This window comes from Cupriavidus lacunae (genome assembly GCF_003353055.1).
GTDB classification, from domain to species: domain Bacteria; phylum Pseudomonadota; class Gammaproteobacteria; order Burkholderiales; family Burkholderiaceae; genus Cupriavidus; species Cupriavidus lacunae.
Map to the genome: position 1 here is coordinate 1 of NZ_QKWJ01000053.1, position 24,561 is coordinate 24,561.

Genomic DNA, 24,561 nt, shown 5'->3' on the forward strand with positions numbered 1-24,561 from the left:
CTACGGTTTACAACCGAAATCTATTGCCGCCCGCCAGAAGGCGTCGCCTGCATCCTGGCCCGATGCATCCGGTCAGGGGCGACGCAGCGCCTGAGGGATTGCCCCGGGTTATTGAGCAGTTACCTAATTTCGTTGCCGCTTCGCGGTCTTGGAATCGGAAATAGCTGGACTGCCATGACGAGAAGCGCGAATTAGCCGGACTGCGGTGCGAGCGCCGTTTTGCGCACTTCCCGTTGCAAGGCTCATCACCCGGTTGCTCAGTGGCTCTTGCCGACCCTCTCCTGCCCTTTGGCCCCGCGCAGCCCCCAACGGCAGCTTCCAAGTGCGGATTCAACCGGTCGATGCAACACACTAAAGGCTTTGCGAGCCTGAGGGGTGCTGCAAATGAAACAAAGACGGCGGATCTACTACACCGAGACTCAAAAGGCACTGATGTGGGAACGGTGGCGCAAAGGTGACACGCTTCACCAGATTGCCCGACTGTTCGATCGCTACCACTCATCGATACAAGGGGTTCTCGCGAGGACTGGCGGGATACAGCCAGCGCAACGACACCGCTCCAGGCTTGCCTTGACGCTTGCCGAGCGAGAGGAGATCTCGCGCGCAATAGTCGCCGGCCACTCCATCCGATCCATAGCGGGCCGGCTAGGGCGTGCTCATTCCACTATCAGCCGCGAGGTCCGGCGAAATGGTGGCAGACAGGGCTATCTGGCGAACCAGGCTGACCAGCTCGCCTGGGAGCGCGCACGGCGCCCAAAGGCATGTAAGCTCGTCAGGAATCGGACCCTCGCCCAAGTGGTGGCCAGCAGGCTTCGATTGCAGTGGTCGCCAGAGCAGATTGCGGGTTGGCTTAAGCACGTGTATGCGGTCAACAAGGATTATCAGGTGTCGCACGAGACAATCTATCGGAGCCTCTACATCCAAGCCCGTGGTGCGCTGAAAAGACAGTTGCTGGAACACCTACGGCGTTCTCGAGCCATGCGTAGATCGCGCCAACACACACTGAAGACCGACGACCGTACGAACATCCGGGATGCCGTATCGATCAGTGAACGCCCTGCCACGGCAGAGGATCGCGCGATACCCGGGCACTGGGAAGGCGATTTGCTGTTCGGCAGCGCCAACAGCCAGATTGCAACACTCGTCGAACGCCAGACCCGGTTCGTGATGCTGGTGAAGATTGCCAGCAAGGACTCCGAGGCTGTAGTCAACGCGCTGATCAAGCACGCCGGCAAGCTGCCGCAGGAACTGTACAAGTCGCTGACTTGGGATCGTGGCACGGAGATGGCTGGTCACAAGCGTTTCACCGTGGCCACGGACATCCAGGTCTACTTCTGCGATCCTCAGCATCCGTGGCAACGCGGCTCCAACGAGAACACGAATGGCCTCTTGAGACAGTACTTCCCGAAAGGCACCGATCTCTCGGTCTATTCGCAAGCCAAGCTCAACGCCATTGCCAGGCGGCTCAACGAACGCCCGCGCAAGACACTAAACTTCGATACACCGGCTGAACGATTCCATCAAGCTGTTGCGTTGACCAGTTGAATCTGCAAGGTCAAACGGACATTTTGTGCGGTGATGTCGGCCGGCAGGTGCACGGCTGCGGATGATCGCACATTTTCTCCGAGGTCGAATGGTTACGATTTGACAAAATGATCGAGCCGCCGTTATCGGCCATGACCTTGAACTCCGGCGTCCAATAGAAGCGGTTGGCCCGTCACCGGTGGTTTGATCCCATATTTACTACCCTCCCCTTGGAGAGGCTTGGCGCGGTTTCCGCAGACCTGCCGCTCCCGCGACTTGATGGGTCCGAGCAGGATGCGAACGCGGATAGAGATGTGCTCGGTCCCACTGGAGGACGCTTCAATGCAGCGAGACCAGCCATCGTGCCTCTGACGCGACGGCCCTCAAGTAACGCTATCCGTCTGCCGCCACGTAAAAATATTGGGGGCTTGCGTAATGGCCTTGGTTGCGATCATCTTGATGGCTATGCCCAAGCCGGCCCCTCGGACGCAGTGTCCGACGCCAGGGAGTTGAGGATGGAAAGCTCAATCGGGTGAGCACGAAGCGGATGTTCGCCTACGACGCTACCTCGCGCGCATTTCGACTGCCGTTCCTCGCCTCCCCAGTAGACCTCTCGTGGACTGACTTGGGATGCCTCGCGCTGGCGATCGCCGAAGGCCTCGTGCTAAGGGATTACCATAAGTTACATCAAGGAATTTGCATACTAGAACTTTAGCTACAAGAACGAAAAAGGGAGTCAGCCGTGAAGCCATCAGACAAATCCGCAGAACTGCTTCGCCAGATCGAGTCTTTCCTGAATGGGCTGACCGACGAGGAAAAGAAAGAAATCACTGAACTCCAGTTCACTGCGGTTAAACAAATCAAGAACACCACGCTGCCAACGGTCTGCTTCTCCTTGGTAGCGTCTGTGCCATTCGCCAAGGGCGGAAAGGGCAAGGTAAAAAAGCCCTGATCTCTAGTCGTCCTACAGGACAAGTTCGGTGTGTTCGATCGGTGTGGCACTGGTTTCCATGCCCTTTGGGATGCCGAACGGCCCATCCCTAGCGTTGGAGTTGCTACACGCCTCACTCGAGCGTAGCGGAACAGCGTCCACCATTCACCAATACGAAGGGGCTTTCGCCCGACACATCGGCCTCGACCTCTACATCGCCTTATCGGGAGGGCAGCCGGGTCCAGAGAAGTTAGCTGGCGAGTGGGTGTTCGCGCAGCTAGCGGCGCCGTGGCGTAGGCCGGAACTGGATGCTCGATATCTCGACCGGATCCTGATCCGCTCCGATCATAGGCTCCGAGAAGGCCTCCTGTTCGCTCGCGAGGTCGCGACCCAGTTCGTCGAGAGTGTTGCCCAAGAGTTAGCATCAAGCAACGCGCATGTGGTGGGCTTTTCCTCGGTATTTCAGCAAACCACAGCATCAGTTGCCGTCGCACGCCGACTTAAGTCCTTAAAAGCGGAGGCGATTGTAGTACTCGGCGGCGCAAACTGCGAGGGACCCATGGGGCTCCACCTTGCGCGGGCTTTCGACTGCTTCGACTATGTGGTGTCGGGGGAGGGGGAAATTGCATTGCCGAAGCTCATGAATCACCTTAATAAGCGGAGATTTGAGTCGGCGCGCATACCTGGTGTCTATTCCCGGAGGGATCTGGCATATACGGGGCCGGCTGAGTCCGTTCGCTCCCTTGACGATTTGCCGCACGTGTCATTCCGCCAATACGCTGAAAATCATGGCAATGACGATATAGCAAGCAGCTTGGGATTGCGCATACCTTTTGAGACCTCGCGTGGCTGCTGGTGGGGCGAAAAACACCACTGCATTTTCTGCGGGCTGAATGGGAGTCAAATGACGTTTCGCCGCAAGAGTAACGAACGCATCAGACTGGAACTGGCGAACCTTTCACTGACCTTCCCGGACGCGGAGTTTGCAGCCACGGACAATATTCTGGACTTAGATATTCTGCGATCAGGTGCGCTGGATAGCTTTTCCGGACGGTCGATCTACTTCGAGGTTAAAGCAAATCTCAAGCGCTCAGATGTCGCTGAGCTCCGCTCACGCCGAATCATGCGTGTTCAACTCGGGATCGAGAGTTTGTCTACTGTCTGCCTTAAAGCTCTCGACAAGGGTACCAGCGGGCTCAAGAATGTCGAGGCACTAAAGTGGTGTAAAGAATACGGAATATCTGTCGACTGGAACCTTTTGATCGAAATACCCAAAACCGAGCGAGTGGACTTCTTAGCGCAGGTCGGCCTAATGCCTGCATTGCACCATTTGTCTCCACCTCACAGTCTGTGCAGTCTCAGAATAGATCGCTTCAGTCCGCTTTTTGATCAGCCTGAGAGGTTCGGTCTCCGTAACCTCGTGCCTAGCCCGGCCTACGAGTTCGTTTTCGACCTGCCACCAGATCACCTCAAAGGCATTGCTTATTTCTTCACCGCCGACGAAGTGCCGGATCCTGCAGAGAGCACGTACCCCGTTCTGCAGAAGGCGTTGGAGATCTGGCAGGACGAACATGAGAGTAGCTTTCTATTTTCTGTCGATCTTCAGGGCATTACCTGGGTTTTCGACTCAAGAGCAGCGGGTGTCGTCAAGATGATCCGAGTCGAGGGGTTGGAGCGTGATGTGCTAGACGCCAGCCAGAAGACTATCAACATATCTCGCTGTCTGGACCTTGCCCAGCAGGAAAAGGTCAATGAAGCAATTGATTCACTACTCGAAAATAAGTTTCTCGTCCGGGAGGGCGATCACATCGTTAGTGTAGTCATTCCGGCTGGCACGCACTACCCGGGTGCGGATATGCTGGATGCCTTGATGGTGCATATGGCTGAACACGCTCGCACCCAGATTAGGGAGAAGCGAAATGAATGAGGAGGAGGTTGTTCGTCTGTCGAGCGATGTGTCGATTATTCGGCGCGAAAAGCGCGTTCTGGCGGTAAATCGCAAGTCGCTCAAGTGGCTGGGCATTCCATTGACCCTCGCACCGCTATTGCTTCGCTTCGACGGCAGGACACGCCAGCAGATCTCCCAGGGTTGGGATTCGAGCCAGATAGCCTATTTCGACTTTGAGCAATGGGCATTGGAGGGAGACCTTCTCGAGATCGGAGCTGTCGCGCAGCAGTCGGAAGAGGCACCGTTGGAGCGACAGATCGTCATTCTAAAACTCGTGCAAGGGTGCAATCTTGCTTGCTCTTACTGTTATGACGAGGCGACTACGCAAGTCATTCGTATGGACTTGTCCGTCCTGAAAGCCGCGATCAAGCGATCGTTTACCAGTCGATCCACTGACAGGCTCCACTTTCATTTCTTGGGTGGTGAGCCAACACTCCATTGGGACGGTATCGAGCAGGGTGTGACATTCGGACGTGACCTCGCGGAGGCCAGTGGGGTATCTGTCAGCTTTGCATTAGGTACAAATGGGACGTTGATTAGCCCCCGTCAGCTTCGCTGGCTGGCTGAAAATGACGTTGCCATCCGCCTCAGCGTTGACGGGGGGGAGGGCGCGCACGATAAGTACCGCATTGACCATGCCGGGCGCGGTACTCATGCGAAAGTGATGAGCTTCCTGCGCCGGCTGCTGGACTCGGGATACAGAAATTGGACCGTAGTCAGCACCGTTACAAAGGCAAGCGTGGGTCAGATCCCTGCATTCGTCCAGTACCTCGAAAGCATTGGCGTTCCGAGCATCCAACTTCAGCCATGCAGACAGCAGGGATTTGCAGCCGGAGTCGCTGGGTTGTCGCCGTCGGGCCTTGAATATGCCAAGGCACTTCGAGAAATGACGCTGCTGGTAGTGCGCGGGGAGGTTTCACATATCCGCATAGAGGCACTGCTCCGCAGCGCCTTTCCGTTCCTCACTGGTCGCAGCGTTTATGCGGGGTGCTCGGGCCAGCGTTGCGGCGCCGGCAGTGAGATCATTGCCTATGACTATGATGGCTCAGTTGGTGCATGTGACACCATTCCAAAGGGGAACTTGCGCCGGATGGGCGAGGTCCAGGGAACAGTGATCAATTTCCTCCCGATAGCGCAAAAAGCCAGTGTGATGGCGATTCCTGAATGTCAAACATGCGCGTGGTTGAAGCCGTGTCGTGGGGGCTGTCCTGGCGCAGCCGCTTCTGACGACGGAAGCTTCTTCTGGAAACACAGTATGGAATGTGAGTTCAATTTGGATTTCTTGCCCTTCTTGCTTGAAGCAATGGGCTCCTCCGACGTACTTCTGGAGTATCTCTCAAGGCATGTAAGTTCGCTGCAGGGAGAAATACTGCAGGACCGCGTGAACTGACGGGTAAGGTGAAATATGACGGTCCTTCTTATTGGTCGCGGGCTAAGTGCTGCGTCGCTACAAGAGGTACTTTCTCGTCGGGGAGTAGAAGCGCGCGTTCGATCGTTTTCCAGCTCAAGAAGCGCCATGGAACTCGCGTCTGTCGGTCCGCCCACGCTGTTGCTGGTACTCGACATCCAATTGGACACCGAACGAAAACTGCGATGGCTCTCTCGGATGAGAAAGAGGCCGATGCTCTGGAAGACGACCTTTGCGGCGACGCACGCTGGGATGCCCACTCCGGAGATCCTAAAGGCTTGTGCCGTTTCTGGTGTGGAAGTTGTGCTTGAAGATCCATCGGAGCAAATGCGCGAAATACTTGAAACGCCAGCCATTGTCGAGTGGCAGCCTTTGCCGATGCCAATAACTATCAACTTTCAAAATATCGTTGACTACTATCGGCTCGTCACCGCTGTGGTTCGCACTCTGCTCTCCATGGGTGATTTTTCTGAGACTGCAATTGCTGGGATACGTGAGTCGCTAACAGAGATCGGCAGCCGCACCTTTGAGATCCACGGAGCCAAGTTTTCGGCGGAGGAGGTTCCCTCTTTTCAGATCATCCTTGCTCGTTCCGAGAGTGAGCTGCTTATGAAAATCGTTGACTATGACACCAAGGCCTGCCAGTACGGCAAGGTTCATCAGGCGCTGGTCAACCTGCCTTACTGGCGTGCAGGACGGGGCAATCTTGAAATGATATTGTAGTCTTCGAGGGCTTTAATCAACGTTGACCATGGAAGAAGAGCACACTTCTCCCGCTGCGGAAGCGCTCGGAGATCTTTGAAAGCCAGAAATTGCGTAGGAAGAGGCGCGCAAGTTTCGGTTAGTCCCGCGACTAGAGCACGAAGCCTTTTCTCCCCTATGTAGCACTCAGAAAGAGTTCGCGCTGGTACCCATTCACACATCATCGAAGCAGAGGCGCGACATAACAAACACCCCACAGACACGCAACGGAGCTGGGCTACCACTTCACCTCGGATCTCTGCACTAATACGCACTTCATCGCCACAAAGCTCATTGACCCCGCTACCCAGAAGCGTAGGAGCCTCTAGTTCTCCGAAACCACGGGGCTTGCGCGCATGGTCCAAGATCGTACGCTGAAACAGGACGCTACTCGCGTTCTTTATCACGGAACATCTCCACGATTTGGCGCATCGTATCCAAGAATTCCTGAACTTCTGAAATAGTGTTATACACGCCCAGAGAGATCCGGACGCTCCCATCTGGGCAAAACCGACGGGTGGCAGGGATAGCGCAGTGATGTCCCGCCCGTGTAGCAAATCCTCTCTCGGATAGGATGCTTGCCACATCATGTGGATGTGCCCCAGCCACAGTGAAGGAAACTATGCTGGATTTTCTCACAGGCGCTCCTACCAACCGTACCAATTCTATATTTTCAAGGCCAGCTACTGCTGCTCGTACTAACGATTGCTCGTATGTCTCAATTCTGTGTTTGCCTAGACGCTGCAGGTATGTGGCTGCGGTGCCCATTCCCACAATGGCCGGTAAATTAGGAGTGCCGCCTTCCAGGGATCGAGGAAAGTTCAGAAACACCGGTCCGGCCTCGTTGATCGTGGAAATACTTCCACCGCCAACCCTCCATGGCCGCAGAAGATGTTGTTCTCTGCCAGGCGCAACCCAGATGAAGCCGCACCCTGGGGGGCCGTACATCTTGTGTCCAGAACAAACATAGAAATCACATCCCAGGTCGGGTACGTTGAACTCAACGTGGGCTGCTCCTTGTGCCCCATCAACCACCAGAAGGGCGCCAATTTTGCAGGTGATTGCCGCGATATCTGCGATCGGAGCAATCCCACCAGTAATGTTTGATACGTGCGCAAGCGCGATTACGCGAGTGCGACTGGATATCAGCTTTTCTATGCTGTGAGGCTCAATGTCTGCCGATTCGCTGGCCTTCGCGATCACTAGGCGGGCAGACTTTCTTTTGCACATCTGTTGCCACGGCAGCAAGTTCGAGTGGTGTTCAAGGTCTGTGACAATGACCTCGTCGCCCGGCCTGATTAGCGACTCCCCGATAGACCACGCCAAGTGATTTAGTCCGTCGGTGCACCCCCCGCAGAAGACAATGTTCTCCGGAGCCGCACCTAGGAAGGTTGCAACCTGAACCCTCGCTTGTTCGAGCGCCGCTTCTGCCTTCTGGGCAGCAGAATGGACACCTCGATACGGACTTGCACAGGGTCCGCGAAGTTGGTCAAGCACGGCCTCGATGACGGCCGCGGGTTTCTGCGTGGTTGCTGCATTGTCAAACAGGACATGCTCACCCGACAGCGAATCGAAGCAGGGGAAGTCCGTTCTAGAGGCAATGGCTGCGCTTCCGTCCACGTTACCCTCATAAAAAAACACGCATCTTGTGTTCGGAGAGGATTCTAGGGCCTTAAGGGAACTAGAATCAGCTTGGTCATTTTCGCACATGACGGCTGCCATGGAACCCAATTTATTCGGATTTCTCCGCGACTCCGCCACGCGGTAGCTATTGAGTTACCGTGCGGAGGCCGAGGTCTGGACCACCAGCAAAGCAGGCGGTGTTGATGGCGCCTTTCAAAGGCGACACTTGACGTGCCCCCCCACGGTCTACCGATGATCGGCGGCTTTGGCCAACGACCCACAATGGGCCGTCAAGACGCGAATGTCCGTTGTTTAGGTTTGAAGCGACGCTCAAGTGTCTCAATGGACCGGTAGGCCGACGGCCGCAACTGGCCGGCTAGTGCCTGACGTATCGCCCGAGAGCGGCCACTGATAGCGGCATGCATGCGACGATCTTGCCGAAAAAGCGCGGCCCTGTCGCTAACGGGTATCAGCGATGTAGCCGCGTTTTTCGACGAAACTGCACTCTTGCTGATCAAGCCGCTGAAATTCCGGCAAGGCCTGCGGTGACGCAAAGTGTCAGATTTAATACGGACTTGAGCGGAAGTGACGCTTTTATTGAGCTAGGAGTGGAAGCAACACTGTCACTTAAACCATTATAATTCGACTATGTTTTAGCAGATGATGATGGCACAGGCAGTGCCCCCTCGATGATCTTCAAGGCGTGCTCAAGCGCTTTGCGCGGCGGGCATTTTGGGCACTCATCCAAGGTCGTCGCCATGCTCTGCAATGCGATCTCGCGACACTGTGCTTGCATTTGAACGACGTCAACATTGTGGCAATGACTGAGAGAGGCGAGGCGCTCCAGCTCAAGCTGATCCAGCCATTTTTCCGTACCCCTCGGGTCGGTCTTTTGCATCGCCAGCGCGGGCACCTCTTGCGGAAACCATACCTGGGTGGTGAGTACGTCGTACACGGGGGAGAGCCGCGGGCGCATGACATCGTCATAGACCAAACCAAAGTTTTTTAGATGTGCATCGCCGTTGCGTAGTGCGTCGTTCATCATGACCAGTTTCAGCATGGCCACGAGATCTGTCGCCTGGTCGTCTGGATGTACGAAGAAGCGGATCATCTCAAACAGGTGTTCAATCGATCCGTTATATTTGCCACTACGAAACAAGCCCGACAGCGCACATGCATCTTCGAATCCGCGACGTGATCCGTCAGGGGCGATATCAAATCGGCTCATCGTCAGTGACGTGCGATCCGGGCTTAATTCAATCGCAGGAACGTCTAGTCCCGCTGCGGAGCATGCTTTCAAGCATGCATACTCAACCAAACTCGCGCCAACATAATGGGGCGAGTCGAATTTAACGATGGAGCCGTGCGCGGCGACAGTCCCGGGGCGAGTCTTTTCCGTCTGGAATGTCGACATCTTGGGCATGACGCCAGACACGCCAAACATCTCCGGAGATGTCTTCAGAATTTCGATCAGCCGCTGTGCCGCACCCTCAGTTCTGGCGGCATCCAGAATGTTTTGTTGAAGTGTGGCGTCTGGGTCCAGCGGGCCGCCGAAGGTAGTGCGGCCGATAGTGTGACGACCGACAAGACGGAGCAGCGACATATCGTTATCAACGTCGATATGCTTGCCGAAGCGGGTTCTGATGGCTTCCAGCACGATGCCTTCGGGCAGGGATATCTGAAAGGGTGGGGGCACCCCGTTGTAACCAAGATACTCTTCTGCTGGCGCGCTCGGCGGCATCAGTAACGAGACTGCCATTTGATCCGGGACATCCGGAAGGTAACGGAAATCAATCAGGCCTGTCTCGATGTCTTCACTGAGCAAGCCGACAGGATAGTCCGAAACGAAAACCTCGAGTTCGCTACTCATTGAGATACTTTGTGCAAGAGATTCGTCTGGAGCATTGCCTGGCGCTCCCGCTCCGCTCGCATCATTTCCCTGAGCGTGGGGCGACGCCTTACGTTGCTTTCCGGGTAGGAAACTGGGGCGGTAAAGGACGCCGATCCCACGCGCTGCCGGCTGGGTAATTTCGCCTGGAGCATTGCCTGGCGCTCCCGCTCCGCTCGCATCATTTCCCTGAGCATGGGGCGACGTGGTGGCGTGACGATCGCCGGGTCTGGTTGAGGGTTAAGGTTCACGCCGACCGCAGCCGCCATCAGGAGCAGATTCAACGTCGAGACGCTTTGGCCGCTCTCGATTGCAATGACGGTTGCCCGAGACACGCCCACTTTCTGGGCGATGTCGGATTGCTTGCTACCTTGTCGCTCGCGCGCGGAGCGCAAGGCTTCCCCGATTTTGCGGCGCATTGCGTCCGCTTTATCATGTAGCTCTCGTCGATGGTCCATTTGACCCCCTTAACCGGGTTGGATTCAGCAAATCTGATGTCAACAATAATTGACATTATAGTCCATGTCAATTTTTTTTGACTTCCGAAACTGAGTTCGCAATTCGAGGCAGGGGCGGCTCCAGCAGTTTGGCCACCGGTCCGAGAAGCGGGACCGGCAGATCGAGCAGCTCGAACTCAAGCTCGAAGAACTGCAGACGGATGAAGGCGTCGCTGCGACAAGTGCACCTCGCGCGCGCACTGCCCATGGCAACGGCGGACGCAACCCGCTACCTGCACACCTGGAACGCGAGGACTTGATTCACAGGCCGGCGGAGACCACGTGCTGCGCATGTGGTGGGGCCTTCGAAATCCTCGGCGAAGGCATCTCCGAACAACTGGAACTGGCCCCGGCACGGCTACGTGTCATCCGACATCGGCGCGTGAAGCTCGCCTGCACGGGATGTGATCGCATCGTGCAGGCTCCCGCGCCTAGCCGTCCTATCGACCGAGGCATCCCTGGCCCAGACTTGCTTGCCAACGTACTGGGCTCAAAGTTCTGCGATCATCAGCCCCTGTATCGCCAGCGCGTTCGCTGGGAACGTGAGGGGATCGACCTTCCCGAATCGACGCTGGGTGACTGGGTCGGCGGCTGCTCGGCATTGCTCAGCCCGCTGGTGGCGGCCGTGGAGCGCTACGTGATGAGTGGCAACAAGGTGCACGGCACTCTCTCATGGAGTGCTTCTCGTCGGCGCTGGNCACTATTGGCCGCCTTGGGGCAGCGCAGCCGGCAATTCGCTCGCCGGAAACCGGTCGTTGAGCCGGGGCGAACGTCACCTCGGCTATTCGAATTGGATGGCGAGGTCGACCGACCGCTTCTGGCCGGTCCCAGTCGTCGGCCCTCAGTCACAGGCCAGGCCCGGCTCAATCGGCGGCTCGCGACCCAAAGCGGCCAACGGCGTCCAGCGGAAGCGGACAGCCGTACCGCAGACTGGCAGCGATCTCCGCGTACCACACAATGCGCGCTATTTGCCACGAGGCAGATTTACAGAGAACACCGTTTCTGTTGCGTCGGATCGCGCATCGATTTCGCCCCCGTGTGCCTTGGCAATCTCGCGCGCGATATACAGTCCGAGCCCCAGACTGCTGTCGGTATTTGTGCCTTGATGGTTCGGGCCGCGCTGGAGTGGATTAAAAATGAGGTCGAGGGTCGACCGCTCAATGGCGGTGCCGGTATTCCTTACTTCCAGTAGGACTTCCACGCCCTCGTCGGTCACTGTCACACATACCGGCGCGTCTTGCGCTCCGTACTTGATCGCATTTAGTACCAGGTTGCCCAACAACTGCTGGAGACGTCGGCCATCCCAGACACCCATGCAGTCACCCACCACGTCCAGATCAATCTGACGGTCCGGATGTACTACCCGCAACTGGTCCAGCGTATCGGCAAACAACTGGGCCAGATCGATATCGGTCGGCGCGATATTGATACCCAAACCGAGCCTGGTTCGATTGAAATCAACCATATCGTCCAGCAGCGCCTGCATGCGAGCGCCGCTTCTGATCAAGCGGGTCGCGGCTCCCGACACTTTTTCGCCGGCGTTCAGCGCCGCCAGATACGACGCTGTAATCTGGATGGTCTGGAGCGGACTGCGCATGTCATGCCCCAACATTCCTAGGAACAGATTACGGGCCAAGTCTACCTGCATGGTGAAAAAGTCTACCGACTCGGCGATTGCCTGATCGATGGCCTCGTTGAAACGGATCATGTCATCCTCGTGATGACTGTCGGGCGCGTACTCGTCCAGCCACATTCGGAGTACGCTCGCGCGCAGGGCACGGTATTCGGCAACCATCTGGTTGATATCGAAGCCGCTTCGCGCGCGCAAAAGGGCGTGCATCTGGGCGGCTGTCTCTGGAGCTCCGGCCAGTATGGGCGCCTGTCCTGTGGACTTTTCAAATTGTTCCTTCCTGCTTTGGGAAGTAGACAGATCCTTTGCCACGGCCACCAGAATCTGCTGCGCATGGTCCCGTAAGGCCAGCGATCTCATATCTGCCGCTGCTGGCAACTGGGTGCGGGCAAAGTCCTCCCATCGCAACAGAATGGCATCCATATGGTCGAGGATAAAGTCGGCTAATCGCATGTCTGCTCTCGAAAGACGGAAAATGCGTCGCATAACGCATTTTTGCGGAATCCATGCCTGGCAAAATTGCTACCTGATTTTTGTCGGGTACATCAATTGCTTATGGTAAGGCAATTGGAGAACCTAATGCCTACCCGAAACGCCGTGCGCCTGCTAATCGCGGACGACGACCCGAATGCGTTGGCAGCATACGAGTTGTTCTTCGACGCGCATGGTTACGAAACCCGGACAACAGGAGACGGCGCGGACGCGCTCGCGGAATACTATGCGTGGCGTCCGGACGCTGTTGTTCTCGACATTCAGATGCCCGGTTTGGACGGGCGCGCGGTGGCAAGGGAGATCCGGCGCCTACAATCCCCGCCGGCGCCATTGCTGGTGGCGGTTACCGCTCTGACATCGCCTTCCGAGGAGGCCGAATCAATCAGATCCGGGTTCGATCATCATTTTGTAAAGCCTGCCGATCTGCCGGCCGTCCTCAATGCGATAGCGGCCCGCGTAAGCCCTGGCGCCACGGATGATTCATGACAATCGGCTCCGCAGTCTATGACCGCTTTCCGGCGCGCTAATGACTGGCCGTTCATGGCCGGTCTCTGCCCTCGGCACATCGTGGCCGGAGCTTGCGGTTGCCAGAGGCGACTGCCGACCCATGCGGTTCGTCGACTTCTCCGAAGGGGACATTCAACCGCGCTTCTGAACCCGAGCCGCGAAACGTGCCGACCGCTGACTACGCAGGCCAACCGATAAAGGAATGCTAGGAACCCGACTACTTGCGCCAACATCACACAGGCGATAAAGCGTCCATACTTAGTACTCGGGGTCGTCGCCCGGGTTACCCATCATTTTCTACGCCTCAGTAGGTGATAACTTCTGTGCTCCCTTCTGAGCACCGCCTATCTCATCCATGCGTTGCGCTGGAGCGGTACGCCGCGTACACACATCTTTCCGCGTAAATGCTGGCGAGTGATGCTTGATCAAGCGCAGCCAATTCTTGAACGTCTGGGGCATCTCGGAGTGCTACCAGCAATCGGTCCTTTGGCAGCTTGCGGAAGCACTCAAAGAAAAAGTCGTACAGCTCCAATGGGGTGTCAGCCTTCCGCTTCCTTTGCGTCAAGACACCGAAGAATGTGTCGGGATGCCGGCTCCACGCAGCCATCTCTTCTGAGAGCGGCCACGCGCAGATGATGTTCTCTCCTCCTGCAAAGCTGAGACTGCACAGCGCCTGCTTCTCTTGTTCCATCACTTCCGCGCTGGTCAGCACTCCCGGACGTTCCTTTCCTTCAGCATCGCGCACAAGGTAGGCCTGTCCGATGACCAAGCGCGGTGTCTCGCTGCCAAACGCAAATTCGGGAATCTCACCATCAAAAGTAATAGGAATGTGCGTATGGTCTTGGATTGAGCGCATCAATTCGTGCATCTCTATGTGGGCTTCGCGGGCGACGATCGCATCGCGCAGAGTCGGCATTGCCGCATTGGCCTTGAAGTCGGGGATCTGGAAGCCATCAACGTCGGCACAGCATCGGAAAGAAGCAGAGTTGAGGTGGTGGTGATAGGGCGTGTTTGTAACGATCAAGTACGCCGGCGGCAGCGCCTGGCCGTTGACGGCCTTGTGTTCGAATCCTCTCAGCTTTCGTATCGCGGAGTTCATCAGAGGTGGACCGCCGGCTTCAGTGCCGTCGTCGGGCATGTTGACGTCTATGAAGACAATGCGGGGGTAGTTAGCCCGCTTTTGAAGGGCGCCGATCAGCAGATGTCCCATGCGTGGCCGCGCGCCTGCTCTATGCTTTGCTTCGACTGAGAACTTTCGCCCCGTTCTCGTGAAAGCGGCTGTGAACTCGCAGTGCGACGTAGTCCGATCATCTTCATTCTCGAACTCCAGCTCGAAGCCGGCACGTATAAGTGATGCTGCGACGAAAACCTCGTACCGGGCTCCTTCAAAATTGTCATGATTGCGGAGACGTGCGAGTAGCTTTGCCTGCAACTCTGCATTATGGTCGAGCGAGTACAGGTCGTAGGCGAGGAACATGTAAGCAGCGACGGCTCCTGTCATCTCCGCCGAATGAACTTTGCCGGGCTCGTGGATGAAGGTGCGTTGATACTCGCACATCATCTGATACCACGTGATAACCGGGTGTCGGTCTTCCGGAGCCTTGGCGATTTCCACAGAGCCCCACTTTTCCGCCCCAGGGCCTGAGTTCATGGCGGCCTTGATATAGTCCACGAGGAAGTCATGGAACGTCTTCCAACCTTTGGAATACATCAACCGATTCTTGACCGCTACGAATCTGTGGCCGCTATCCGCCTCAGTTGAAACGATAGGCCTGCCGAAGCCTTGCTGGCGCCTGCGCTGAGTTTCAGCGGCTTGCGCCCGATCCATTGCCTCCCGAATCTGGGTCTGCATCTCCTCTGCACAAGTTGGAGCCCCATGGCAGTGCTTAAATTTCTTCCCGCTTCCGCATGGACAGCGTTCGTTGCGACCTACTTTTGCCATGAGTATTCCGCCGTGATCTGTATTGGCGGATTGTAGCTCTTCATGCGTTGACAGCTATGGCCCCAGGAGCAGGCGCGATTCGTGCAGCGGGGCAGGCTGGGCGGCTACGGCATGCGAAAGCCGTCGCGTACGAACATCTCCTTGTGGCCGACAAGCGCTCTTCATTGGGAGTGAGTTATGGTCCCGGCAATTGGGATGAGACGCTCTACTGCCGCCATGGTCTGTCGGGCCGTGAGGTTCCGGCTTCCGACACTGCGTCGCCCTCCGCCCGCAGAAGCCTTCACTTGGCTTCCACTGGCTCGATTTCCATCAGTTCGGCCTGCACCACCTCGACAGGTGCAAGAAACTGCTTCAAGGTCTCCTGCTGTTCCACAAGAAACGGGGCGTCCTTGACCTTGCTGTGCAGGTTCAGAAGCCGCTTCTCCGCCCTGATCAGGATGGTGTCATACAGCATGGGTGAAATCTTGACTTCTTCACCGTGCGTGGTGGGCTCGTTCTCGCCAGCCTCAATACGATCGCCTAGAACGAAGCCGTCTACACGGGTATATTTCTTCAGGTATCCCCGCTCCCGAAGTTCCTTCACATACTTCCAGACCTGGTTCTTCTCCTGGCTGCCCAAGGCCAAGCCGGTGGTCTTCAAGTCAATGATGACAAGGTGCTCCACGCCGTCTTCGTCATGGTATTCGTCGTAAGAGGCACGCGCATAGAAGCCAACGCTGCTGTCGGGCAGGGCAACGAAATCGGGTCGGTTGCGGGTGCCTTTCCCGCCATTGTCCTTGAACAAGGTCTTGATCACATTGGTCATCCCCTTGTTGGAGGTGAATTCAATGGATTCAAACTGGGCGCCGAACATCCACAGTCCGCGTTCGAACAAGGGCTGCAGCTCGTGAACTTCATCCACCCCAACTTTCTTGAGCTTGGTGCGGAGTTCGCCGATCAGCTTGAGGCGGTTCTGGATCTCATCGAGCACCAGCTTTGCCATGCCGATCGTCCACTCCTGCAAGATCTCATGCAGCGTGTCGTAATCATTGGGCTCGCACTTGTGCAGCAAATCCAGCAGCCCGTACCGCGATTTCGATTGCTCCAGCTTCGCCAGGATGCTGGACAATTGCACGATCTCGTTCTCACCGAAGTTCGGGCACGTATCCACCACTTCATCCACGAAGCTTCGTACGCGATCTTTGCTGACCGGCGACAAGGTGTTCATGGTCGTGCCGATCCTTTCGATCACGGCACTGCGGCGACTATCGCGCTCTACCTTGCTGGCGTCAAAGATGATCTGCCTGACCCGGTCTTGCACCGCCTCGCGGGTCTTCGTCCACGCTGGGTTCTCTTCCTTGAAACCACTCCAGTCGCTCAGCACCGCGTCATCGGCATTCAGGAAGTCGGCCTGCACAATGAAGGTAAATCGCTTCGCCTCGGAAGTTCGACCGTCCAGAATCCGCTCGTAGTCGCTGCGGCTCCATCTGCACTGACCCACAGCGCGACTCTGGACCCACCATGCCAAGCCATGCTGCTTCGTCGTCTTGTCCGCCTTCTTGGTGTCAATGTGGAGGATGGTTGCCTTGCCATATCCCTCAATTTCCACCTCGCTCTTGGAAAGCAGGTCCGGGATATCGTTGAAGCTGATCACACTGCCGTTGAGCTTCACCGTAAAGGCTGGGTTCGCAAGGAACCGACTGCCAATCAATTCACGCGCCTTCTCCGGCGTGAACATGAGGTGGGGAATGGTGCCGCTGCCAACGATCTCCGTGCCGTGGCCCATCACCCCGTTATCCTTGAAGGAAATCTCTTCAAGCACCAATGGATCGGTGGACGTGCGACGCACGCGACAAACGAACTCCTGACCGTGCTTCCGTGAGGTGATGAGGTACTCGGAACTGAAGCAGAAGCTCGCGAATCGTCCTTTCCCATTCTTGCCAAAGACGAGTCGCGGCAGTCCTTGGACGTCATCGGGGGGTGCCGAGGTGCTGCCTCCCGAAGTAATGCGATTGTAGGCAATGGTCCGCCAGATGTGCTGGAACTCATCGCGGGTCATGCCATGCCCGTTGTCGGCGATCTTGAACGGCTTCTCTAGCTTTGCATCTGGCCAGATGACATTGACTTCGGTCGCATAGGCGTCCCAGCAATTGGCGACCAACTCCACGATCGCCGTCGCGGGGTCGGTGATGATCGCTCCGGCATAGCTTTCCAGAAATCGCTCGTCGTAGAGAAGAGTTCTTTGCTCCATTCAGATCAGCCCCGTCACGGTCTCTCGGTTCGTATTAAAAATCCAAGGATGCAATGTGTGGAATCCTCAAGGTGGCCGATATTAACCTTGCGCGGCAAATCGGTAAATGGCGGCAGCCGCTGCCCGAAGACGGGAATGCGAACGGTAGCGATGGGGCGGTCGTCGCGAAGGCACGAAAGCGCCTGGGCGAAGCGCGGCGACAGGGAGCGGCCACGCGCGGCTTGGCGGCGCAAGCGTTGCAGGCCTGCATGCGGCCGCGACCCGCAGGAGTCTGACATGACAGCATCCGCTGCGGCCCGACTGGGAGCCATGGGCGCCTTGCGCCGACCATCCATGGAACCCGCAGCCGGCAGCGGTGCCCTCGGTCAGCGCGTCGACGATGACGTCGAGCGGGGGGGAAGGGGGCGGATTCGTCCATGGCGGGTGGCAAGACGGGTATGGGGGCGTGCGCGGGGCGGCGGTCATGGTCGGGGCCGCCGGTGGACGGGACCTCTCCTTGGGGAAGGCCATCGCGCCTGTGTCGTCAGGCCGAGGCGGATCTTCGGGCGCGCAAACGGCCGGGAGGCGCGCTCGCCGGGTGTCGAGCGCGGCAGGCCGTGGGTTGGCGTCGGCAATTTTTGCCGGCGAGTGGGGCAACATAATGCGTCATATTTTGGGAACAAGGATCCGGACGCGTGGTGTCCGGCGTCAACGTCCCGGCGGGAGCAGTAGGGCTGCCGCGTCGAAGGACTATCGTGGACGCGCGATATCGCAAGGCCGAAGACCGATATTGATGTTGGCGGGACTGTGGCCACCGGCCCCGGGCAAGCGGGGAGAGCAGGACTGGCAACCGACCTCTCACGCTCACACATTGATGGAACAATTCTTCGGAATGTGATCAATATGGCATGGCTGCTTTGCTGGGTAGCGAAACGTGCATGGCGCAAGGGTCGGGCCGTTGTCGGTCATCGGGCAAGGAGTGTGGGGGCTCCTACTGCAGAAGTAGGGTACGGCTGTCCATACATTTATGCGATGCTCTGCCTGCTAAAAATCCATAAAACCTGCGGCCATATCCTGCGCTGGCAGAATGCAACGCAGGAATGAAACACGCGAATGACGCCAATTTGCTCGGAAAGCGGTCAACTGCTGTGCAACCATACGGCCAACAACGTTCCCTATGTCATCCGGACAGGCTTGGATAGCATGCTGACGTTGACGCTGGACGCGGACTGGTCGGCCGCCAAGGCCGATGCCTTTAACGCATTTCGTGAGCGATTTCCAAACGGGTTGCCCAGTCGGGCCGAATTTGATTCGGCAGTGGCCGAATACAATCTCGTGGATTTACACTGGAATTGGCTGAATAAGGCCCACCTCACAGCGACCAACGATTACCAGTGGTTCTACCTGATGGCCGAGGACAAGGTCCAGGGTGTCTGCATCATTTTTCATCCGAAGCCCAGCCGCGAAGATGGCGAAAAGATCTTCTACATTGACTATATCGCCGCAGCATACTGGAACCGAAATCGTCCCGGGTACAAGCGCCGTTTCTCGAATATCGGCCACATCCTGATCTCCTATGCGGTTGATCATGCAATGCGTGTGCTGCGTTACCGTCCAGGGTTTTCGTTGCACGCGCTACCCGCGGCCGAGAGCTACTATTCGCGCCTCGGCATGACGCCGTACGATTGCGACGCGGACAAGGAGGGGCTGCGCTATTTCGAGGCCAGCGAATCTTGCGCCAAGGCCGTGCTGGAGCGCGCTCATGCTTGACGACGATTTCTCCGTCTACCCGGCAACCGCGTCTTCGGCGTATCAGGTCTTCGAACTTTACGGGCAGCTCAAGCGCCATCTCAAGTCGAAGGACATCGCCACGCGGAAGGGCGCTGGCGAGTCCGAGTCTGCCTTCCTGCTGAGGACGGCCATTACGGCGGGCGAAGAAAGCCCTGCGTTGTTTCGCCAGAATGAGCACGCCAATCCTTTTCTCACTTCTGCGTGGCTGTCTATCGTCAAGAACAAGGCGCGTGCCACGGCATTGAAGGGAATCGTCGAGCCATTCCGCCCGCCCAGTGACGAGGATCTGCGTCGACTCGTTGGCTACAGCACCGATGTGCGCAATCTGCGCCGCTTGCCCACGATCCTCGCCGAGCAATATGGGGTCATCCTCGTGGTGGAGCGAGCGTTCGCGGCGATGCGTACTGATGGTTGCGTACTGACGCTAAACACCGGCGCGCCCGTGATTGGCCTGAGTCTGCGCTACAACCGCTACGACAACTTCTGGTTCACGTTGATGCATGAGATGGCCCACATCTGTCTGCATTACGATCATCTGTCGACCCCGATCCTGGACGATCTGGAGGAAGAGGATGATGGGGAAGTTGAAGTCGAGGCCAATCGGCTCGCCATGGATATGCTGGTGCCGCGCAATATCTGGCGAAAAATGGTCTTGCAGCGAGGTTCGCAGAGCCACTTGGTGGAGTATGCGAGGCAAGCCGGCGTTCATGTAGCGATCGCGGCAGGGCTACTGCGTTACCGCGAGAAGAACTACACCATGTACAGTGACTTGGTCCAATCGGTCGACGTCGCGCATGAACTGGGGATCCAGGGATGAGTGTCTATTTTCCGTTTCTCAAGCTTAAACAAAACGAAATCCTGTGCATGGGTGCGCTCTCCGACGAGACCCGAGCGAAGATCCGTCCCTGTTTTGATGTGCCGCGCACCAGCAAGAACCAGAACGCAGACGAGATTCTGGACCGTATCCGACTCGGGTTCGCCAAGATGGCGAGTCTGTGCAATCTTATTGGCACTTTCCCGTTCTACATCGACAATTTTGACCTTGACGATGACCTTGAGTTGGAAGGCACGCCCCAGTATCGCTATATTCTCGCGACGTTCAAGCGCTTCCGGGCGATTCCGATCATCGCGTTGGATCGCCATGCCGATCATAACGCCGCCGCTTTTGCCTATCTGCTTGAAGTCGGCGGACCGGTCGGCGTACGTCTCCAACTCGAGGATATCGAAAGCTGGATGCTGCTCAAGCGCAAGCTGACCGGGTTGTGGGCCGAGCTGGCACGCTGCAAGGCGCAGCGCATTGACGTCATTGTCGATGCGCGTGTATTGACGGACTATGCCGTGGCTGCCACGTGTATTGCCGAGTTCCTCAAGAAGTTTCGCGCCGAATTTGCCGCGCACACCTTTGTGGTGACGGGATCTTCAATCCCGTCGAACATCAGCGAGCTGATCGAAACAGGCGGTGCGAAGATGGTTCCTCGGCTTGAATACCATCTGTGGCGCCATCTTGTGGGGGAGGCAGTCCTGCAGGACGTTCGATTTGGCGACTACGGTGTCGTCAGTCCGGAGTATTCGGACGTCGAACTGCAGCCGGAACTGCTGCGCACGATCTCTACGCCTCGCGCGTTCTATCCGCATGGCGACAGCATGCTGGCAGTGCGGGGCATCTCGTTCAAGGCTCATCCGCTGGGAAATGGGCAATATTTCGAGATCGCCGACTTGATCCAGCGGCAGCCCTTCTTCCGTGGTGCGGCATATTCGTTTGGCGACGAGTACATTTACGAGCGCAGCACCAGCAGTGCGAAGCGGCCACCCAAGGCCGGCAATGCCGGCTCCTGGGTGAAGTCAACGCTCGCCAGCCATATTACCTACCTCGGCGACGTACTCCCCCCCTGAGCGGCTCATGATCGCGCCCTGAATGGAGGCGAGCGTCAGTTGCTTGTCTAGGGCCTGGCTCAAATGGGCGGCCAGATCCTCGCGCGTATACGCGCTTTTCACGGGGATCTTCGCCGTGTCCGTAGCGATGCTGGTCAATTCTGCCTTCCACAGCATCATCAGCGCCTTCTGTTTGACGAAGCGCGGGCTGCTCAGCGCGGCTCGAACATATCGTAGCGCGATGCCGTGCCGCTTGCGTGTGGCCACGATGATGCCCCAATAGGGCGGCAGGTTGCGCAGACACCAGGTTAGGTGGTTCTCAGTCGTGACGAGGCTCACCTTGGGAAAGGTCTGATCGAAATAGCTGGCTTGCCGAGTCAGGCGTTGTATGCTGTCGGTCGCGCCTTTGATTTCAAAGCAATGCATTTCCCGATAGACGGCCACCAGATCGGCCTTGGCGTTGCCGTTGTGCACACCTAGTTCTTCGATCACACGGACCGGGGCGGGCATGCGCCGCGCCAAGTGGTGACGCAACGCTTCGCGGATCTCTCGGTCCCGCAGCACGAGCGGGGCCGCGGTCAGGGATGGTGGCGAGGGCGCAATTGGGACGGTGGCCTGAATGGTTTCGCGCTGACGCGGCGGCACGGGATTGGCAGTCATTGTGATCGTTGGGTTCGCGGCCATGCGGATCAGGCTCCGGGCGGCGGGCGCGGCGGTTGATGTTAGCACGTGCGCTGGGCGTTGTCGGCCGGTGGGGCCGCGACACTGTGCGGCGGCCTGGGGGAGTCGAGGCTATCCCATTTGTCAGGCGCGCATGTCTGGTCGGGGTCAGTAAAAGAAGTTGAGAGGCGATGGTCCGCGCTCGGCTCCACATCGGTTTGCCGTTGCGGCGGCTCGGACGCAGCTTCAGGCTCCCTGCGCGGCTGCGGCCAAGATTGCTGGGGGAGCAATGATCCCAGGGCCGCACACGGATGGATTCGCCGATTGCGCCTCTGAGACGGCGTCGCGCTCAGGAAGTCGTTGGCCACCGCCGACGCTCACACAGGGCGAAACGCGTCGGGGATTTTTGCGGCGGGCAGACCCAAAATAATTACTCTTATTTTGGGGTGCAAAAATCTGGACGCCAACCCTGGTCTCGCGCCGGGCGGCGCCCGCCGTGCTGTTGGCGTCCCACGCGGCGCGCAGGAAAGCGGCGGCGAGGTCGGATGGCCACCCGGCGCGGTCCGCGCGGCCAGAAAATTTGCCGATGTCATAACGCCCCGGATCCGGGGCGTTATGACGGAATTCTGTCGTTAGCGCCCTGGAAGTGGGGCGTTATGCCTCGGGCGTCGAACGCCGCAGGTCGGCGGATGTCCCGCGACCGGTCGCGCCACGCACTACAGTGCAGGGAAGCTTCCCGCCCATCACCCGCCCGGTTTGTCGCTATGGCCCACCGTTCCGTGCTGCGCCCGCACTTGCACCGAGGGCATTTCTGTTACTTGCGCGGCAAGGTCCAGGGCCTCTCGCCGAAATTCCTGTGGGAGCGGTACCTGGCCGATCAGGGCGACTACGACGAGGGACCGGCGGTGCACCGCATGACCGGCTTCATCCGGCAGGAACTGGTGGCCACCGCCGCGCGCGCCGGCAATTTCGGCCGCGCGCACCTGCTGCGCCTCGATCTCGCACCGTTGCCCGCGGAGGGCGCGCTGCCCAGTCTCGACACTTTCGTGCGCGAACACGGGTTGGACGGATTCGGCGAAAGTGAGCAACAGGCGCTCTACGCGGAACGATACGGCAGCGATCTCGATGTCCAGCGGCGGCGCACGGTATTGCTGCGGCGCCAGCTCCTCGCGATCCATGCCCTGGAGCGCCAACTCTGCGTGCCCGTGTCGCGCTTCGACGCCTGCGAAGTGTGGTTCGTCGATGCCATCGCGCAGCGCCTGGCCAGCCACGGCATCGACACGCTCGGCGCGCTGCACGCGCGGATGGCCGCCGCGCCCGGCTGGTGGCGCGGGTTGAAGGGGATCGGTGCGGGCAAGGCGCAGGCGCTCGAGCGGTTTGTCCAGGCCCACGCGGCGACGCTCGGTGTGCTACCCGAGGGGACCGCGTCCGACGCGCCCGACGACGGCGAGGTAGTGCCCACGCCCTTGCATCCCGACCCCGTCGCACCGACGGTCTCGCCGCTGGTGCCGCTCGAGCGCCTGGCTTTGCCGAACGACCTCAGTGGCCGGTCGGGGCAGTTTCGCGGGCCGCGCGAGTTCTGCCTGCTCGCGGCCGACGACGACTTGGCTGCGGTGCACGCCTTTCTGTCGGCGCGGGCACCGGCGAGCGACGCCGGTCGGCCCACGCTGACGTTCCTCAGCTACCGGAAGGAATGCGAGCGCTTCCTGCTGTGGGCGGTGGTCGAGCGGGGCAAACCGCTGTCGGGCTGCAACGTGGAGGACTGCGCCGGGTTCCGAGACTTTCTGCTGGACCCGCCCGGGCACTGGTGCGCGCCGCGTGCGATTCCACGATGGCATGCGGGCTGGCGTCCGCTCGAGGGGCCGCTGTCCGCCTCGAGTTGCGGCTATGCGCTCGGCGTCCTGAACAACTTGTTCTCCTTTCTGGTCGCACAGGGTTACCTGCGGGGCAATCCGTGGCGCGGGGTGCAGGCGCCTCGCGTCGATGGCAAGAGGGCGCCAACCGGACGGGCCCTGAGCGACGCGCAGTGGCAGTGGGTGCGCCAGCGGCTGGCAGCCTTGCCACTGACCCTGGCCAACCGACGGCTGCGCGTGGCTGTTCGGCTGTTGTACGAAGGGGGGCTGCGCCTGAGCGAGCTCGTGTGCGCACGCACAAGCAACCTGGTCTGGCGCGAGCTGGTCCTCCCGTCCGGCGCGTTGGCGGCGGGGTGGTGGCTCACCGTGGTGGGCAAGGGCGGGCGTGTGCGGGAGGTCCCAGTGAGCGACGCATGGGTTGCCGAACTTGGTGACTACCTGGCGGCACGAGGATTAGCGTCCGATCTGCGACAGGTTCTCGACGTGCCGGTGCTCAGCTCGGCGGCACGGGATGCCGAGCCTGCCGACGGGGTCTCCGCCAACGTGTTTCACACCACCCTCAAAACATTCCTGTCGCAGTGCGCGGACGCGCTCGAAGCCAGCGATCCTCTGGGCGCCGCGCGGCTGAGGCAGGCGACGTGCCACTGGTTGCGCCACACCCATGTCACGCACGCGCTCAATGGCGGCGCCGACGTGCACCTGGTGCAGGCCAATGTCGGGCACGCGTCGTTGCACACCACGACGCGCTACGTCACCACCGATGACGCGCGGCGCGCGCAGGCGCTGCGCAGATGGTGGGCCGGGGGCGAATCAGTCGCGGTATCCGTGTCCTCCGAGTGACCAAGTGCGCCCAAGTCAGGCACTGGCAAGGTGACGAGGCATGCACAGCGTAACTTCTGTCCCCGCAGGATGCGACCATTATCTGGCGACTTGGAGAGCGAGCGCGGGTGGCTCCTATCCTTACTCATTTGCTGGCGTCCTTCAGGTGAGGGCAATTCAATATGTAATGGACTTAAGTTCTCCCTGTGAAACCGATATCGCGAGC

General features: G+C 58.6%; 18 protein-coding genes and 2 pseudogenes. 11 read left to right on the forward strand and 9 right to left on the reverse strand.

Features of this window, described 5'->3' with window-relative positions; all coding sequences use genetic code 11:
• The first annotated feature begins 384 nt into the window (after positions 1-384).
• From DN412_RS29150 to DN412_RS29165, 5 genes are all read left to right on the forward strand, one after another.
• Positions 385-1,545: an IS30 family transposase gene (locus DN412_RS29150; RefSeq protein WP_115214743.1), complete on the forward strand. Its 1,161-nt coding sequence runs from the start codon at positions 385-387 to the stop codon at positions 1,543-1,545.
• 721 nt (positions 1,546-2,266) lie between these two features.
• Positions 2,267-2,476, forward strand: a complete 210-nt coding sequence (locus DN412_RS43115; protein ID WP_133303096.1) for a hypothetical protein — start codon at positions 2,267-2,269, stop codon at positions 2,474-2,476.
• Positions 2,477-2,504: 28 nt separating this feature from the next.
• On the forward strand, positions 2,505-4,382 hold the full coding sequence (locus tag DN412_RS29155) for a RiPP maturation radical SAM C-methyltransferase (RefSeq protein ID WP_133303097.1): 1,878 nt from the start codon (positions 2,505-2,507) through the stop codon (positions 4,380-4,382).
• Complete coding sequence (locus DN412_RS29160; protein ID WP_115214745.1) at positions 4,375-5,793, forward strand: radical SAM/SPASM domain-containing protein; 1,419 nt, start codon at positions 4,375-4,377, stop codon at positions 5,791-5,793. Before DN412_RS29155 ends, DN412_RS29160 begins: the two co-directional genes overlap by 8 nt.
• 126 nt (positions 5,794-5,919) lie before the next feature.
• Entirely contained in the window at positions 5,920-6,534 is a 615-nt protein-coding gene (locus DN412_RS29165; protein ID WP_133303098.1) for a hypothetical protein, read from the forward strand.
• Here the strand turns inward: DN412_RS29165 and DN412_RS45990 are convergent.
• The 4 genes from DN412_RS45990 to DN412_RS29185 all read right to left on the reverse strand — a co-directional run bounded on the left by DN412_RS45990 (position 6,492) and on the right by DN412_RS29185 (position 10,482).
• Positions 6,492-7,052, reverse strand: a complete 561-nt coding sequence (locus DN412_RS45990; RefSeq protein ID WP_115214747.1) for an iron-sulfur cluster assembly scaffold protein — start codon at positions 7,050-7,052, stop codon at positions 6,492-6,494. The two genes, DN412_RS29165 and DN412_RS45990, sit on opposite strands and share 43 nt — an antisense overlap.
• Positions 6,940-8,172: an aminotransferase class V-fold PLP-dependent enzyme gene (locus tag DN412_RS29175; RefSeq protein WP_161564058.1), complete on the reverse strand. Its 1,233-nt coding sequence runs from the start codon at positions 8,170-8,172 to the stop codon at positions 6,940-6,942. The genes DN412_RS45990 and DN412_RS29175 overlap by 113 nt, the downstream gene beginning before the upstream one ends.
• A gap of 649 nt (positions 8,173-8,821) precedes the next feature.
• Positions 8,822-10,045, reverse strand: coding sequence for a type II toxin-antitoxin system HipA family toxin (locus DN412_RS29180; RefSeq protein WP_115214749.1), 1,224 nt, complete (start codon positions 10,043-10,045; stop codon positions 8,822-8,824).
• Positions 10,042-10,482, reverse strand: coding sequence for a helix-turn-helix transcriptional regulator (locus DN412_RS29185; RefSeq protein WP_161564059.1), 441 nt, complete (start codon positions 10,480-10,482; stop codon positions 10,042-10,044). The genes DN412_RS29180 and DN412_RS29185 overlap by 4 nt, the downstream gene beginning before the upstream one ends.
• A gap of 160 nt (positions 10,483-10,642) precedes the next feature.
• On the opposite strand from DN412_RS29185, the pseudogene DN412_RS29190 reads away from it, so the two are divergent.
• Positions 10,643-11,224: pseudogene (locus tag DN412_RS29190) on the forward strand (IS66 family transposase); the annotation flags it as partial.
• Between the two features lie 300 nt (positions 11,225-11,524).
• Here the strand turns inward: DN412_RS29190 and DN412_RS29195 are convergent.
• On the reverse strand, positions 11,525-12,643 hold the full coding sequence (locus DN412_RS29195) for a sensor histidine kinase (protein WP_115214751.1): 1,119 nt from the start codon (positions 12,641-12,643) through the stop codon (positions 11,525-11,527).
• Between the two features lie 126 nt (positions 12,644-12,769).
• Between DN412_RS29195 and DN412_RS29200 the strand changes: the two genes are divergently transcribed.
• On the forward strand, positions 12,770-13,168 hold the full coding sequence (locus DN412_RS29200) for a response regulator (RefSeq protein ID WP_115214752.1): 399 nt from the start codon (positions 12,770-12,772) through the stop codon (positions 13,166-13,168).
• A 370-nt stretch (positions 13,169-13,538) separates the two neighbouring features.
• On the opposite strand, the gene DN412_RS43870 is transcribed toward DN412_RS29200, so the two are convergent.
• The 3 genes and pseudogenes from DN412_RS43870 to DN412_RS29210 all read right to left on the reverse strand — a co-directional run bounded on the left by DN412_RS43870 (position 13,539) and on the right by DN412_RS29210 (position 17,361).
• Positions 13,539-15,041 carry a hypothetical protein gene (locus DN412_RS43870; protein ID WP_167471147.1) on the reverse strand — a complete coding sequence of 501 codons (1,503 nt, stop codon included), beginning with the start codon at positions 15,039-15,041 and terminating at the stop codon, positions 13,539-13,541.
• Between the two features lie 21 nt (positions 15,042-15,062).
• Positions 15,063-15,131, reverse strand: a pseudogene (locus tag DN412_RS45995) (SEC-C metal-binding domain-containing protein); the annotation flags it as partial.
• 280 nt (positions 15,132-15,411) lie between these two features.
• Positions 15,412-17,361 (reverse strand): ATP-binding protein, encoded by a 1,950-nt coding sequence (locus DN412_RS29210; protein ID WP_115214753.1) that lies wholly within the window; start codon positions 17,359-17,361, stop codon positions 15,412-15,414.
• Positions 17,362-18,453: 1,092 nt separating this feature from the next.
• Here DN412_RS29210 and DN412_RS29215 point away from each other — a divergent pair.
• The 3 genes from DN412_RS29215 to DN412_RS29225 are packed head-to-tail and all read left to right on the forward strand — an operon-like array spanning position 18,454 to position 21,024.
• Entirely contained in the window at positions 18,454-19,110 is a 657-nt protein-coding gene (locus DN412_RS29215; RefSeq protein ID WP_115214754.1) for a hypothetical protein, read from the forward strand.
• Positions 19,103-19,948 carry an ImmA/IrrE family metallo-endopeptidase gene (locus DN412_RS29220; RefSeq protein ID WP_115214755.1) on the forward strand — a complete coding sequence of 282 codons (846 nt, stop codon included), beginning with the start codon at positions 19,103-19,105 and terminating at the stop codon, positions 19,946-19,948. The genes DN412_RS29215 and DN412_RS29220 overlap by 8 nt, the downstream gene beginning before the upstream one ends.
• A complete protein-coding gene (locus DN412_RS29225; protein WP_115214756.1) occupies positions 19,945-21,024 on the forward strand; it encodes a beta family protein in 1,080 nt (359 codons plus the stop codon). The genes DN412_RS29220 and DN412_RS29225 overlap by 4 nt, the downstream gene beginning before the upstream one ends.
• Here DN412_RS29225 and DN412_RS29230 read toward each other — a convergent pair.
• Positions 20,974-21,687 (reverse strand): sce7726 family protein, encoded by a 714-nt coding sequence (locus DN412_RS29230; RefSeq protein WP_208647678.1) that lies wholly within the window; start codon positions 21,685-21,687, stop codon positions 20,974-20,976. The two genes, DN412_RS29225 and DN412_RS29230, sit on opposite strands and share 51 nt — an antisense overlap.
• A gap of 740 nt (positions 21,688-22,427) precedes the next feature.
• Here DN412_RS29230 and DN412_RS29235 point away from each other — a divergent pair.
• Entirely contained in the window at positions 22,428-24,356 is a 1,929-nt protein-coding gene (locus DN412_RS29235) for a tyrosine-type recombinase/integrase (RefSeq protein ID WP_161564060.1), read from the forward strand.
• Positions 24,357-24,561 lie beyond the last annotated feature (205 nt).